At 68.2% G+C, this 12,603-nt stretch carries 14 protein-coding genes and 1 pseudogene; 9 read left to right on the forward strand and 6 right to left on the reverse strand.

The window, feature by feature from the left end; translation table 11 throughout:
- The first annotated feature begins 13 nt into the window (after positions 1-13).
- The 3 genes from OG474_RS15315 (at position 14) to OG474_RS15325 (ending at position 3,015) form a co-directional block, all read left to right on the forward strand.
- On the forward strand, positions 14-1,051 hold the full coding sequence (locus OG474_RS15315) for an amidohydrolase family protein (protein WP_405062954.1): 1,038 nt from the start codon (positions 14-16) through the stop codon (positions 1,049-1,051).
- A gap of 12 nt (positions 1,052-1,063) precedes the next feature.
- Positions 1,064-1,420 (forward strand): YybH family protein, encoded by a 357-nt coding sequence (locus OG474_RS15320; protein ID WP_405062955.1) that lies wholly within the window; start codon positions 1,064-1,066, stop codon positions 1,418-1,420.
- A 149-nt stretch (positions 1,421-1,569) separates the two neighbouring features.
- Positions 1,570-3,015 carry an ankyrin repeat domain-containing protein gene (locus OG474_RS15325; RefSeq protein WP_405062956.1) on the forward strand — a complete coding sequence of 482 codons (1,446 nt, stop codon included), beginning with the start codon at positions 1,570-1,572 and terminating at the stop codon, positions 3,013-3,015.
- Here OG474_RS15325 and OG474_RS15330 read toward each other — a convergent pair.
- Entirely contained in the window at positions 2,981-4,087 is a 1,107-nt protein-coding gene (locus OG474_RS15330; protein WP_405062957.1) for a calcium:proton antiporter, read from the reverse strand. The two genes, OG474_RS15325 and OG474_RS15330, sit on opposite strands and share 35 nt — an antisense overlap.
- Positions 4,088-4,159: 72 nt before the next feature.
- On the opposite strand from OG474_RS15330, the gene OG474_RS15335 reads away from it, so the two are divergent.
- Both OG474_RS15335 and OG474_RS15340 read left to right on the forward strand, forming a co-directional pair.
- Positions 4,160-4,660, forward strand: a complete 501-nt coding sequence (locus tag OG474_RS15335; RefSeq protein WP_405062958.1) for a GNAT family N-acetyltransferase — start codon at positions 4,160-4,162, stop codon at positions 4,658-4,660.
- Positions 4,657-5,505 (forward strand): SCO6745 family protein, encoded by an 849-nt coding sequence (locus OG474_RS15340; protein WP_405062959.1) that lies wholly within the window; start codon positions 4,657-4,659, stop codon positions 5,503-5,505. The genes OG474_RS15335 and OG474_RS15340 overlap by 4 nt, the downstream gene beginning before the upstream one ends.
- Here OG474_RS15340 and OG474_RS15345 read toward each other — a convergent pair.
- Positions 5,502-6,077, reverse strand: coding sequence for a TetR/AcrR family transcriptional regulator (locus OG474_RS15345; protein ID WP_405062960.1), 576 nt, complete (start codon positions 6,075-6,077; stop codon positions 5,502-5,504). The two genes, OG474_RS15340 and OG474_RS15345, sit on opposite strands and share 4 nt — an antisense overlap.
- A gap of 100 nt (positions 6,078-6,177) precedes the next feature.
- Here OG474_RS15345 and OG474_RS15350 point away from each other — a divergent pair, with 100 nt between their 5' ends.
- The gene (locus tag OG474_RS15350; RefSeq protein WP_405062961.1) at positions 6,178-7,377 is read left to right on the forward strand and encodes an FAD-dependent monooxygenase; all 1,200 of its coding nucleotides are present in this window, start codon (positions 6,178-6,180) and stop codon (positions 7,375-7,377) included.
- Here OG474_RS15350 and OG474_RS15355 read toward each other — a convergent pair.
- Entirely contained in the window at positions 7,328-8,215 is an 888-nt protein-coding gene (locus OG474_RS15355; RefSeq protein ID WP_405062962.1) for a LysR family transcriptional regulator ArgP, read from the reverse strand. The genes OG474_RS15350 and OG474_RS15355 overlap by 50 nt on opposite strands.
- Before the next feature lie 73 nt (positions 8,216-8,288).
- On the opposite strand from OG474_RS15355, the gene OG474_RS15360 reads away from it, so the two are divergent.
- Positions 8,289-8,885 carry a LysE/ArgO family amino acid transporter gene (locus tag OG474_RS15360; RefSeq protein WP_405062963.1) on the forward strand — a complete coding sequence of 199 codons (597 nt, stop codon included), beginning with the start codon at positions 8,289-8,291 and terminating at the stop codon, positions 8,883-8,885.
- 13 nt (positions 8,886-8,898) lie between these two features.
- On the opposite strand, the gene OG474_RS15365 is transcribed toward OG474_RS15360, so the two are convergent.
- On the reverse strand, positions 8,899-9,312 hold the full coding sequence (locus tag OG474_RS15365; protein WP_405062964.1) for an ester cyclase: 414 nt from the start codon (positions 9,310-9,312) through the stop codon (positions 8,899-8,901).
- 31 nt (positions 9,313-9,343) lie between these two features.
- Here OG474_RS15365 and OG474_RS15370 point away from each other — a divergent pair, with 31 nt between their 5' ends.
- Entirely contained in the window at positions 9,344-9,787 is a 444-nt protein-coding gene (locus tag OG474_RS15370; RefSeq protein WP_405062965.1) for a MarR family winged helix-turn-helix transcriptional regulator, read from the forward strand.
- On the opposite strand, the gene OG474_RS15375 is transcribed toward OG474_RS15370, so the two are convergent.
- Positions 9,778-10,698, reverse strand: coding sequence for an SDR family oxidoreductase (locus OG474_RS15375; protein ID WP_405062966.1), 921 nt, complete (start codon positions 10,696-10,698; stop codon positions 9,778-9,780). The genes OG474_RS15370 and OG474_RS15375 overlap by 10 nt on opposite strands.
- A gap of 54 nt (positions 10,699-10,752) precedes the next feature.
- On the opposite strand from OG474_RS15375, the gene OG474_RS15380 reads away from it, so the two are divergent.
- Positions 10,753-11,526 carry a TetR/AcrR family transcriptional regulator gene (locus OG474_RS15380; protein ID WP_405062967.1) on the forward strand — a complete coding sequence of 258 codons (774 nt, stop codon included), beginning with the start codon at positions 10,753-10,755 and terminating at the stop codon, positions 11,524-11,526.
- Positions 11,527-11,543: 17 nt separating this feature from the next.
- Here the strand turns inward: OG474_RS15380 and OG474_RS15385 are convergent.
- Positions 11,544-12,572, reverse strand: a pseudogene (locus tag OG474_RS15385) (MFS transporter); the annotation flags it as partial.
- Between the last annotated feature and the right edge of the window lie 31 nt (positions 12,573-12,603).

A 12,603-nucleotide genomic window follows, 5' to 3' on the forward strand; every position in this document is an offset into this window, starting at 1 on the left:
CAGGATGGGGGAGATGACGACCTGGGTCTTCGAAGGAACCGTCCTCCCCGCCGGGGACAGCACCCGCCTGACCGCCGGCTCGGGCGAACCGCAGCCGCTCCCCGGGCGGTTCGCCGTACCGGGGCTGGTCGACTCGCACTGCCATCTGACGCTCGGCCGCGGTACCGACGGCTGGCCGGCGCTCTTCGGTGCCGAGCTCGCCCAGGAGCGGCTCGGCGAGCTCGCCGCTGCCGGGGTGAGCGCGGTTCGTGACGTTGGTGGCAACCGGTCGGTCACGCTGAAGCTGGCATCTACCGAGGACGACAGCCGACCGGTCGTCGTCGCTGCCGGCCGCTTCCTGGCACCGGAGGGTCGCTATTTCCCGGCAGCGCACGAGCCCGTCGCGCCCGAGGAGCTCCTGGCCGCGGTCGAGGCCGAGATCGCCGACGGTGCCACCTGGCTGAAGCTTGTCGCCGACTTCCCCCAGATGGGTCCGGAGGGGCCGATCCGCGGCAGCGCGATGACGCAGACCTACGAGACCGACGTGATCGAGGCGATGGTCGAGCTGGCCCACAGCCGCGGCGCGCGGGTCGCCGCGCACTGCAACACCGACATCGTCAGCGAGCTGATCCGGGTCGGCGTCGACTCGATCGAGCACGGGATGGCGCTCACCGAGCAGGACCTGGAAAGACTCGGCGCCCGTGGCGGTGCCTGGACCCCGACGTTGTGCGCCGGGGTCAGCGAAAGGCCCGACGAGACCCCGGAACGCCGAGCCCGCCGACTGGCCCGCTCGGAGCAGACCGCCGCGATGCTCGCCCTCACCGACCGGTACGGCGTTCGCGTGCTGGCCGGCTCCGACGTGGTCGGCTCGGTCGCGGGTGAGGTCGACCTCCTCGTGAAGCACGGCCTGACCGTCACCCAGGCGCTCGTCGCCGCGTCCACCGGAGCGCAGGAGTACCTGGGCCTGACCGGCAGCGGGAACCTGGTCACGTACGCCGCGGATCCGCGCGAGTACCCGGAAATCCTCGCCACCCCGGCGAGCGTCGTACTGAATGGGAACCGGATCAGTTGAGACCATGCTGGTATGCGGGAGAAGGATCTGGACCGGTGGGTGACGAAGTACCGCAAGGCCTGGGAGTCGAACGACCCGGCCGATGTCGCGGCGCTCTGGACCGAGGACGCGGCCTGGCACCGGCGGCCGGACGAGGAGCCGGTGCTCGGCCGGGACGCGATCGTCGAGGCCTGGGCCGAGGTGGCGGACGCGCCGGGGGAGACGACCTTCGAGTACGAGGTGCTCGGCTTCGGCGACGGGGTTGGGTTCGTCCGCGGCTGGACGACGTACCTGACCGAGCCGCCGGGTGAGTTCAGCAACCTGTGGGTGATCCGGCTGGCCAAGGACCGGGCGCACGAATTCACGGAGTGGTGGATGGAAAAGCCTTGATCGGTTACTGTTTCGGGTAGGCGCTTCAGGGTGCCCCCGGTCCGCGGGAAGGGCTCAGCCCACCTGATGCAGTGAGTTGGTGCTTGTATCCACACCTCCTTTCTCGCCTGTCTACGCGGACAACAGGCTCGCAGAGAGGAGGTCGGCCGATGCCGACCCGAAATCTTCCGGACGATCCGAATCTGGACCACCTGCGCAAGCAGGCGAAGCGGCTCCTGACCGCCGTCCAGGCCGGCGATCCAGCCGCGACCGCCCTGGCCGCCGAGTTTCACCCGGTCAGCACGCTGGCCGATGCGCAGTTGGTGGTGGCCCGCAGCTACGGATTCCCCAGCTGGCCGCGGATCGTGCACCATCTCGAGCAGATCGGCCGCTACACCCGCTCCCCGCATCGGCAGCAGATCGGCGGTCCGCTGGACACGCCGGAGCAGCGTGCCGACGAGTTCCTGAAGCTGGCGACACTTCACTACGGGCAGGACGATCCAGCCCGGCAACACGCAGCTCGCGAACTGCTGTCAGACGTTGCTCAGAGCAACATTTACACGATGGTCGTCGCGGGCGAGCTCGACGCCGTACGGCGGAATCTCAGCCAGGCAAGGGAAGAGGGCGGACCGTACCGGTGGGAACCGTTGCTCTATCTCACCTACAGCCGTCTCGGTGCGCCGAACCAGGTCGAGATCGCACGACTCCTGCTGGAGAACGGCGCAGACCCGAACGCGGGCTACCTGTGGCAGGGAATGCCGTCTCCGTTCACCGCGCTCACCGGTGTCTTCGGGCGTGGCGAGGGCGATCAGCCGCCACATCAGGACCGGGTCGAGCTGGCTCGGTTGCTGCTCGCGGCCGGTGCGGATCCGAATGACAGCCAGACCATGTACAACTGCGGTCCGGGCTGTCCGCCGCCGTACGACGATGTGCATCTGGAGCTGTTGCTCGAGTTCGGACTCGGTCGAGGTGACGGCGGTCCGTGGCATGAGCGGTTGACCACGGCCCATCCGACACCGCAGCAGTTGCTGGAGGACGAGCTGGTGTTCGCGTCGTCCGCCGGCCTGCTGCATCGGGTCGAGCTGGTGCTTGCGCAGGAGATCGACGTGGAAGGTCGCGGCACCGAACATCCCGCCTTCTGCGGGCATCGGGCGTACGAATTTGCGGCCGTGCAAGGGCACACCGAGATCGCCGAGCTGCTGCGCGCTCGCGGTGCGGCACCACTGGACGACATACATGAGGTGTACGCCGCGGCGTGGCGCGGGGAGTCAGCTTCGGTGGACGCAGCCCTTGCTGCCCGAGCAGTTGCTCGCAATCCGCACCTGATCCTGCAGGCCGCGGAGACCGGCCGGACCGAGGCGCTGGAGCCCTTGCAGCGCTTGGGATTCGACGTGAACCTGATCAGCGGGGCCGCGCCGATCCATCGGGCCGCGCTCAACGGTCACCTGGAAACGGTCCAGCGACTGGTCCAGCTGGGGGCCGACCCGGACCTCCGCGATCCGTCGTACGACGGGGATGCGTTGGGTTGGGCCGAGCACAACCACCAGAACGCCGTGGCGGCCTATCTCAAAGAACTCCGCCTCAGGGGCTTACGGCTAGGAACAGGAAGGCGCTGAACACCATCAGGTGAACGGCGCCCTGCAACAGGGTCGCTTTGCCGGTGGCAAGGGTGATGGTGCTGACCGCGACAGTGAGCGCGAACAGCACGATCTCCTTGCCGCCGAGCCCGAGCACGAGCGGCCCGTCGAGCCAGATCGACGCGATCCCGATCGCCGGGATGGTCAGGCCGATGCTTGCCAGGGCTGAGCCGAGCGCCAGGTTCACGCTGGTCTGGAGGCGGTTGCGGAGCGCGGCACGCACGGCCGCGACCGTCTCTGGCAGCAGCACGAGCAGCGCGATGACGACACCGACCACCGCGAGCGGAGCGCCGGCCGACTCGACTGCCGACTCCAGCTTCGGTGAGACAGTCTTGGCCAGCCCGACCACGGCGATCAGGCAGACGAACAGCAACCCGAGGCTGCTCAGCGCGACCTTCCCGCTGGGCGCGTCCGCGTGGTGCTCCTCTTCCTCCTCGACGTCCTTCGCGGCCGGCGTGACCGGGAGGAAGTAGTCGCGGTGCCGGACGGTCTGCACGAACACGAAAACGCCGTACATGACCAGGGAAACCACACCGGCGAAGGCCAGCTGCGGCCCGCTGAAGCGCGGGCCGGATGCGCTCGTGGTGAAGGTCGGCAGCACCAGGCTGAGCGTAACGAGCGCGGTCATCACCGCGAGCGCACCGCTCGACGCATGCACCCGGAACTCCTGGACGTGGTGCTTCAGCGAGCCGACCACCAGCGCGATGCCGAGGATTCCGTTGCAGGTGATCATCACGGCGGCGAACACGGTGTCACGAGCCAGCGACGCGGCCTTGTCACCGCCGGACGCCATCAGCGTGACGATCAGCGCGACCTCGATGATCGTCACGGCCAGCGCGAGGATCAAGGTGCCGAACGGTTCGCCGACGCGGTGCGCGACGACCTCGGCATGGTGGACGGCCGCGATCACCGCGGCGCCCAGACCGGCACAGACCAGGATCAGCAGCAGGGCGCCCAGATCACGGCCCCAGGACAGGACCAGGACGACGAAGGCGAGCGGGGGCACGGCCAGACTCCACCGCGGCAACCCATGGACTCGTGAGTTTGTCATCCCCAGTAATCCTATGGGCTCCGCGCTAAATCGGTTGGCAGGTTCCGTGGTCAAGGTGATGCTTTTCGCATCATGACAGTGCAGATCAGGGTCGCGACCGACGCCGACTGGCCGGCCATCTGGCCGTTCTTCCACGACATCGTCACCGCACAGGAGACGTACACCTACGATCCGTCGCTGACTTCTGCGCAAGCGGAGGCGATGTGGATGGTGACCTCGCCGCGCAGCCGGGTCACCGTCGCAGTCGATGCCGACGGCACCGTTCTCGGTACGTCGAACATGTATCCGAACCGCCCCGGCCCTGGCGCACATGTGTCCAGCGCGAGTTTCATGGTCAGCCCGGAGGCTCGCGGTCACGGGGTCGGGCGGCTGCTCTGCGAGGACATGATCGCCTGGTCCGGACAGGAGGGGTTCCGGTCGATCCAGTTCAACGCCGTCGTCGAGACGAACGAGCCGGCCGTGCACCTGTGGCAGGCGCTCGGGTTCCGCATCATCGGGACCGTTCCGGAGGCCTTTCAACACGCCAAACTCGGGTACGTCGGGCTCCACGTCATGTACCGTCCGCTGGTGTGACGGACAACCGCGCGCGCCGGATGTGGAAGACGCTCGAACCCTTCCACGCGATCACCTACTTCGCCCCGGAGACCAGGCAGGCAACCGATGCCCTGGGCCTCAAAGGCGGCTGGATGAGCTACTTCGCGTGCCGCGCGGCGCCGCTCGGTGCCGCCTCTCCTGAGCTGACGGCCGCGGTCTTCTACAACTTCCACCCGTCGATGGTCGCCCGGGCGCTGCCCGACGCCTGGAACCGCGCGGCCCCGGCCCAGTTGCTGGAAGCCCGGCTCGCTGCGGTCGATACCGCCGTACGGCGATTGTTCGGTCCTGAGGCTTCGTTCGGGCGCGCGGCTGAGGTGGCTCGGCTTGCAGCCGAAGCGGCTCCCCTCGCGGGGCGTGCGCTCGGGGCGGCGAATGCGGCTCTCGACTGGCCGGCCGACCCGCATCTCGTGCTCTGGCAGGCGACGACTGTCCTGCGGGAGTCTCGCGGCGACGGGCATGTGGCGGCGCTGGTCGCTGCTGAGCTCAGCCCGTGTCAGGCCTTGGTGACGGCCGCAGCAGCGGGCGGGCCGACGAAGGAGACGTTCCACCTCGCTCGGCATTGGAGCGAGGAGGAGTGGGCGGCCGCCGAGGACGACCTGCGTTCCCGCGGGCTGCTCGATGCGGCCGGCGCTCTGACGGACGCGGGTCACGCGCTCCGTCAGCAGGTCGAGGACACCACCGACGCATTGGCCGAGGCCGGTTGGCGTGTGCTCGGCGACGAGCTGACGACCGAACTGCACGACCTCGTGCACCCGTTGAGCGCCGTACTGATGTCTGGTGCGTTGATTCCGCCGGACAACCCGATGGGTCTGCGCTGGAGTTAGCCGCCGATCCGCGCGGCGACTGTGCGGATCGATGCGGCCAGGTCCTCCGGGCTGGGGGCCTTCGCCGGGTCGAACAGGTAGAGCACGACCACGCCGAGCAGGAGCGCCTGCAAGAACGATCCGATCCGCTGCACCTCTTCCGGATCGGCATCCGCGTCGACGCCACCGAACAGGTGCGCCACCCCTTCGCGCGCTTCACCTTGCAGGTTCGACAGCTCGGCCAGTAGGGCGGGCTGCCCCACGCTGAGCACCTCGAACTGGGTGCTCCACAGCGCCTTCACGCTCGGCTCGGACAGGCTGCCGATCGCTTGCCGCCAGGTCGCGACGAAGTGTTCGTACGCCGAACTCGGGGTCGCGGCCGGCGCCAGCGCGCGACCGACATCGGCACCCCACTCGTCGAGCGCCTCCCGCATCGCCTCGTTGAGCAGCGCCTCCTTGGAACCGAAGTGGTAGCCGATCGCCGCCAGGCTGACGCCGGCCGCGGACGCGATGTCGCGCGCGGTCGTCCGGCCGTAGCCCTTCTGCAGCAGGCAGGTCTTCGCGCCGTCGACCAGCGCTTCTCGGTTTCCCATGCGCCAGAGCGTAACACGGACGTCTGATACGAACGTCTTGCACAAATGTCTTAGACCGTCGTACAGTCGTCTCATCAGCCCTGACCTGGAGGTTCGTGAGATGACTACGGTTCTGATTTCCGGAGCGAGCGTGGCCGGCCCGGCATTGGCGTACTGGCTGCACCGCTACGGCTACACACCCACCGTCGTGGAGCGGGCACCCGCTGTCCGGCCGGGTGGGTATGCGGTCGACTTCCGCGGCGCGTCGCTGACGGTGCTCGAGCGGATGGGACTCCTGGCCGCCGTACAGGAGAAGGCGACCCGAATGGGTGAGATCGAGTACGTCGACGAGTCCGGCAAGCGCGTCGCGTCCACGCCGCCGGTCGCGCTCAGCGGCGAGCTGGAGATCCTCCGCGGCGACCTGGTCGAGATCCTGTCTGCGGAGACCGATTGTGAGTACCTGTTCGACGACTCGATCGCCTCGCTCGCCGATGACGGTTCGGGGGTCGACGTGGTCTTCGAGAGCGGGTTGCGTCGGCGGTTCGATCTGGTCGTGGGTGCGGACGGACTGCATTCCACCGTACGGCGGCTCGCGTTCGGCCCGGAATCGTCGTACCTGCACGATCTTGGGTACTACGTCTCGGTCAGCACGGTCGCGAACGACCTCGGCCTCGACCACACCGGGCAGATCTACAACTCGCCAGGAAAAACAGTCGGCGCTTATAGCGCTCGTGAGAACACCGAGGCCAAAGCACTGTTCTACTTCGCCTCCGACAAACTCGACTACGACCGGCGCGATCTCGATGCTCAGAAGGAGCTGGTCGCCGCTCGGTTCAGTGGAATCGGGTGGGAGGCGCCGCGGCTGCTGGAGGGGATGCGGCAGGCTCCGGACTTCTACTTCGACTCGATCAGCCAGATCAAGCTGGACAGCTATTCACGCGGCCGGGTCGCGCTGGTCGGGGACGCCGGGTACTGCGCCTCGCCGCTGTCCGGGATGGGGACGAGTCTCGCGATCGTCGGAGCGTATGTCCTCGCGGGCGAGTTGCACGCGGCCGATGGTGATCACGTGCGGGCGTTCGCGGCGTACGACGAACGGATGCGTGGCTTCGTGGCGGCGTGTCAGAAGCAAGCGCTGGAAGGGGCGCGGTGGTTCATTCCGGCGACCAAGTGGTTCCTGAAGGTGCGCAATCTGACCTACCGGATGATGCCGTACCTGCCCTGGCGGAACCTGATCGAGGAGATGTCGCTGAAGGTCGGGAACGCGATCGAGCTCACGACCTACGAAGACTCGCGGCCGCCGCACGCAGCACCGCGGCGGTGAGCGCGGCGAGCACCTCGGACTCCAGCTTCCAGTGCTGCCAGTACAACGGCACGTCGAGATACTTGCCGGGGGCAATGTTCACCAGCTCGCCGGCCGCGATCGCCGGGTCGGCGACCTGGTCCTCGATCATCCCCCAGCCGAGGCCGATCAGCACCGCCTGATGGAAGGCCCCGGCCGCCGGCACCGCATGCGCCGGCGGATCGAGCCGACGCCGAGTCACCTTGCGGATCAGGCGGTGCTGCAGGACGTCCTTGTCGTTGAACACGATGATCGGCGCATCGGCCAGCGCATCGGGGAGCGGTCTCCCGGCCAGCCGGCGCTCGGCGTACTCGGGGGTGGCGACGGCCAGGTAGCGCATCTTGCCCAGCGGCACGACGCGGCAGCCCTGCACCGGTCGCGGATCACCGGTCACCGCGGCGAGCACGGTCCCGTTGCGGAGGAACTCGGCGGAGTACTCCTCGTCTTCGCGATGCAGCACGAAGCGGGCCGGGAACTGCTCGGAGACATCGACCATCGCGTTCAGGAACCAGTGGTTGAGCGAATCCGCGTTGACCGCGATCGGCAGCCGGAGCGCATCAACCGTCCCTTGTACGGCGGCGATCGCCTCGTACTCCAGCAGAGCGACCTGGCGTGCGAGCCTCAGCACGGCTTCACCCGCAGTCGTCGGCCGAGCCGGCTTCCCGCGCATCACCACGATCTGCCCGAGGCGGCTCTCCAGCGCCTTGATGCGTTGACTGACCGCGGACGGCGTGACCCGGAGCCGCTGCGCGGCGGCATCGAAACTGCCCTCGTCCACCACGGCGGCGAACGTCTCCAACTGCGCGGAGTCAATCTGCATGATGAAGCAATGCTAATGGCACGTGAGAATCTTTAGCTGGTTTCTTGTGGTGGACCTTCCTAACGTCACTGGTATGCCCCTCCTCGCCGGCTTCGGCACGACCCTCGCCATGATCGTCGCCATCGGCGCCCAGAACGCCTTCGTCCTCCGCCAGGGCCTGCGCCGCGAACACGTCCTGCCGGTCGTCCTGGTCTGCGCACTCTCCGACGCCGTCCTGATCTCCTGCGGCATCGCGGGCCTCGGCGCACTGATCTCCGCCAGCCCCCTCGCCCTCTCGATCGCCAAGTACGGCGGTGCCACCTTCCTGCTCGCCTACGCCGCCTTCGCCGCCCGCCGCGCCTTCCGCCCCACCGCCATGGCCGCCACCGACCACACCCCCACCGCCCTGCGCACCGCCGTACTGACCTGCCTCGCCTTCACCTACCTCAACCCCCACGTCTACCTCGACACCGTCGTCCTCCTAGGAGCCCTGGCCAACCAACACGGCCCCGACGCCCGCTGGCTCTACGGCCTAGGCTCCGTCACCGCCAGCTTCACCTGGTTCTTCACCCTAGGCTTCCTCTCCCGCCGCCTGACCCCCGTCTTCACCCGCCCCCGCGCCTGGCAATACCTAGACACGACCATCGCCCTCCTGATGACCACCCTCGCCACCACCATGCTCCTGACCTGACGGCCGCGTGGTTTCAGGTGGTTAGTTGGCGGAGGAGGTCGAGCATGTCGGGGGCTACCCATTCTTCGGCTACTTTTCCGTCTTCCAGGCGGTAGAGCTCGAGGCTGGTGTAGGTGACTTTGCGGTGGGTCGGCGGGATGTCCATCAGCGGGCCTTGGTGGGTGCCTTCGAAGCGGACCCGGACGACGACTCTGTCCTCGTGGCCGAAGATCTCCTCGACGGTGGGGTTGAGGTCGGGGAAGGCGGTGAGCATGTAGTGGGTGCCTTCCTTCCACGGAGCTCGGCCGATGGTGGGGTCGGGGCGGCCGGGCTGGTTGGCGATGAAGTCTTCGGTGAGGTGCTCGGCGGCGCGGTCGATCTCGCCGTCCGCCACCAGTTGGTAGAGGTCACGCAACAGTTCGACGTTGGCCGCGCGGGTCGTTGTCATCGGCATCTCCGTTCGCTACGATTTAGTGAACATGATACACAATGAGCCTGATACAGCAGCTGGCCGGCAGGCACTCGACCGGCTGTTCGCCGTGTCGATCCTGATGACCGAGGACATGACCCGTGGACTCACCGCCCGGGGGCTGACCCGCGCCCGGGCGACGGCGTTGTGGCAGGTCGTGCGGCATGGGCCGATGACCCAGCGCCAGTTGGCCGATCGGCTTCTGGTGACGCCGCGCAATGTCACCACGCTGGTCGACGCGCTGGAGCGGACCGGGTTCGTCACGCGCACCGCCCATGAGGAGGATCGGCGGGCCGTCATGGTTCGGCCGACCCGGAAGGGGACGGCGGCGGCCAACCGGATGGACACGGAGACCGCGCGGCTGGCCGACGAACTGTTCGGCGATCTTCCGGCCAAGGACGTGGCGACCGTCAACCGCGTCCTGGCCCACCTGGAGGAGCGGATTCAGCGGTAGCCGGTGGTGTCGGCGGGCTTGCCCGGGTCCTGGACCTCGACGATGTAACGCCAGGCATCCGGCTGTGACCCGTCGAGGTCGGTGAAGTTGTAGATCCGTGCCAGGTCCCCGCTCGACGTGGACTTGCCGTTCCACCGGCGTACGTCGGGATCGGCCGCGAGCGCGGCGACCGCGCGACCGACGTACGACGGGCTCTCGGCGATGGCGAAGTGCGGGATGCGTTCGGTGGCGTCGCGCCAGGTTTCCTCGGTGACACCGAAGCCCTCGAGCATTGCCTCGGAGCGCAACCAGCCCGGGGTGAGCAGGACGGCGGTCGCCTCGTACTTGTCGAGCTCATGAGCCAGCGCGAACGCCATCCGGCTGACCGCGCCCTTCGCGACGTCGTAGAAGAACGAGACCCGGTAGTTGTCGGCGTTGTAGTCGTTCGTCCCGTCGGTCATCTCGACCACGAGACCGCCGGGCGACTTGGTCAGCAACGGCAACGCGAAGTGGCTGGTGATCGCGTGCGTGTCGACGCCGAGCCGGAGCAGCCGCAGGCCGGCCTCCAGGTCGCTCTCCCAGACCGTCTTGTCCCACTCGGGTTCGCTGGACTGCCCCCAGATGTCGTTCACCAGGATGTGCAGCGCGCCTTGCTCACGCTCGATCCGGTCGATCAGGTCCTTCACCTGAGCGGGGTCGAGGTGATCCACCGGTACGGCGATGCCGTGGCCGCCGGCCTGGTCGATCAGCTCGGCCGTGCCCTCGATGGTCTCCGGCCGGTTCATCTCCGAGCGGTTGGTGCGGGTGCTCCGGCCGGTCACGTACACGGTCGCGCCGGCCGCGCCGAGCTGCACCGCGATCCCGCGCCCGGCCGCGCGAGTGCCTCCGGCCACCAGTGCCACCTTGCCCGCCAACGGCTTCATCGTCGTCATCCCCATCTTCAACAAACTTGGCCATACGCTGTATGGTTATGTACCATACGACGTATGGTTAATGCTGGCAAGCGCTCCGGTGGGCGGCCCCGAGTGGGCGAGGAGCGGCTCAGCCGGGAGGCGATCCTGGTCGCGGCACTGCGGATCGTCGACGCCGAGGGGATCGACGCACTGACCATGCGACGGCTAGCCGCGACCCTCGGCGTGAACCCGATGTCGCTCTATCACCACCTGCCGAACAAGGCCGCCGTACTGGCCGGCTTGGCGGAGCTGGTGTTCGCCGACCTGGAGTTTCCGGATCCTGGTGACGCGGTCGACTGGCGGGAGCAGGTGAAGGACGCGGCGCGGGCCTATCGGAACGCGCTCCGGGCGCATCCGAATCTGGCGCTCCAGATCCTGTCCGACACCTCGGCCGTATCCGCGGTCGTGGTGGTGACGGTCGAGCCGTTCTACCGCGCTCTCGATCGAGGAGGATTGCCCGCGCGGAAGATCGTCGAGGCCGTGAACACGCTCGTCGACTTCATCCACGGTTTCCTGCTCGGCGAGGTCGCGGTGCGGGCCGAGACGTTCGAGCTCGCACCCGACCTGCTGAGTCGGGTCGCCGAGTTGCCGGCCGGGAAGGCACCGACGTTGGTCCGGGTTGTTTCGGAGTTGGGGGCCGATGGGCTCGCCTACGACTTCGACGGCGGGTTCGAGGCGGCGCTGGAGATCCTGACCGCGGGCATCGCGGCCGGTACGACGAATGCCGTCAGCAGCAAGGGAATCGTGAGCGCGGCGACGAGCGTCGACATGGCGAACCAGACCGATCCGAGCGCGAACCCGGCATAGACCGCGATCGCGATGACGCCGGTGAAGAGTCCGGCCACCGAGGTGACGGTCGCCCGGGCCGGGCCGGTGATCGCGTCCTGCAGTCGCGCATCGGCGACCACGATCACCAGCTGGAGCACGCCGTACCCGAACGCGATCGGCAGGAATCCCCAGACCGACGGACTCAACGCGCCGGTCGCGATCAGCACCGCGGCGAGGCCGAGCGCTCCCGCGAAGATTGCTACCGGCAACTTGTACGCCGGTCCCGCGAGCGCACCGCCGATCGCCTGGGCGGCGACGGTTCCCGCGATCAGCAGTGGCACGACCGGGGTGGTCGCGCCCATCTCCCTGGCCAGCAAGGCGAAATACTCGTCGAACGAGAGGAACCCGGCGACCAACGCGGCCAGTACGACGGCCCGCCGTACCGTGCGGGTCGTCAGCACCTCGGTGAGCCCGGCCCGCAGCATCGCCAGATATTCGGCGAACGGCCCCCGCGGATGCGAGGCGGCGGGCTCCTCCTCGTCGTCCTCTGCGATCACAGGCGGCGCCTCGGGGAGGGTCCAGGCGACTACCGCCTGGGCGAGGTTGCTGAGAATGCTGACCGCCGCGGCCAGCGCGTAGCCGCCCAGCGCGAACAACGGTGCGGCCAGCGCGGTCGCGGCGAGATTCAGCACGAACGAGGCGGAACGGGCTCGGCCCAGCAGGGTCGCGTAGCGCGAGGTCAGCGAGCGGGCGGCCAATTCGTCGTACACAAAGGCTTCGTAGGTGCCGGAGATGAGCGCGGACGAGATGCCCCAGAGCACGAAGCCGAGCGCGAAACCGGCGTACGTGGGCAGGATGACCCAGGCGGCGTAGCCGAGGGCACCGAGGAGCGCGCCGAGCACGAGGAGCTTGCGGCGCGAGTACGTGTCCGCCCAGGCGCCGGAAGGCACCTCGACGACGAAGCCGGTCGCCGACCAGATGACGAACAGCGTGGAGATCTGTGCCGCCGACAACCCGTGGTCGGTGAACAGCAACTGGTACAGCGGATACAACGGAATGAAGTCCTGCAGCGCCTGATAGCCCACGATCCGAGCAGACAACCCACTCGGCAGCCGG

Origin of the sequence: Kribbella sp. NBC_01505, assembly GCF_045040285.1 — a bacterium.
Lineage (GTDB): Bacteria > Actinomycetota > Actinomycetes > Propionibacteriales > Kribbellaceae > Kribbella.

Coding starts and splice junctions, on each gene's coding strand:
- OG474_RS15330 (WP_405062957.1), bottom strand. CDS start 4,087: ATGACAAACTCACGAGTCCATGGGTTGCCGCGGTGGAGTCTGGCCGTG.
- OG474_RS15375 (WP_405062966.1), bottom strand. CDS start 10,698: ATGACGACGATGAAGCCGTTGGCGGGCAAGGTGGCACTGGTGGCCGGA.
- OG474_RS15335 (WP_405062958.1), top strand. CDS start 4,160: ATGACAGTGCAGATCAGGGTCGCGACCGACGCCGACTGGCCGGCCATC.
- OG474_RS15365 (WP_405062964.1), bottom strand. CDS start 9,312: ATGACAACGACCCGCGCGGCCAACGTCGAACTGTTGCGTGACCTCTAC.
- OG474_RS15355 (WP_405062962.1), bottom strand. CDS start 8,215: ATGCAGATTGACTCCGCGCAGTTGGAGACGTTCGCCGCCGTGGTGGAC.
- OG474_RS15380 (WP_405062967.1), top strand. CDS start 10,753: ATGGTTAATGCTGGCAAGCGCTCCGGTGGGCGGCCCCGAGTGGGCGAG.
- OG474_RS15325 (WP_405062956.1), top strand. CDS start 1,570: ATGCCGACCCGAAATCTTCCGGACGATCCGAATCTGGACCACCTGCGC.
- OG474_RS15350 (WP_405062961.1), top strand. CDS start 6,178: ATGACTACGGTTCTGATTTCCGGAGCGAGCGTGGCCGGCCCGGCATTG.
- OG474_RS15315 (WP_405062954.1), top strand. CDS start 14: ATGACGACCTGGGTCTTCGAAGGAACCGTCCTCCCCGCCGGGGACAGC.
- OG474_RS15360 (WP_405062963.1), top strand. CDS start 8,289: ATGCCCCTCCTCGCCGGCTTCGGCACGACCCTCGCCATGATCGTCGCC.
- OG474_RS15370 (WP_405062965.1), top strand. CDS start 9,344: ATGATACACAATGAGCCTGATACAGCAGCTGGCCGGCAGGCACTCGAC.
- OG474_RS15320 (WP_405062955.1), top strand. CDS start 1,064: ATGCGGGAGAAGGATCTGGACCGGTGGGTGACGAAGTACCGCAAGGCC.
- OG474_RS15345 (WP_405062960.1), bottom strand. CDS start 6,077: ATGGGAAACCGAGAAGCGCTGGTCGACGGCGCGAAGACCTGCCTGCTG.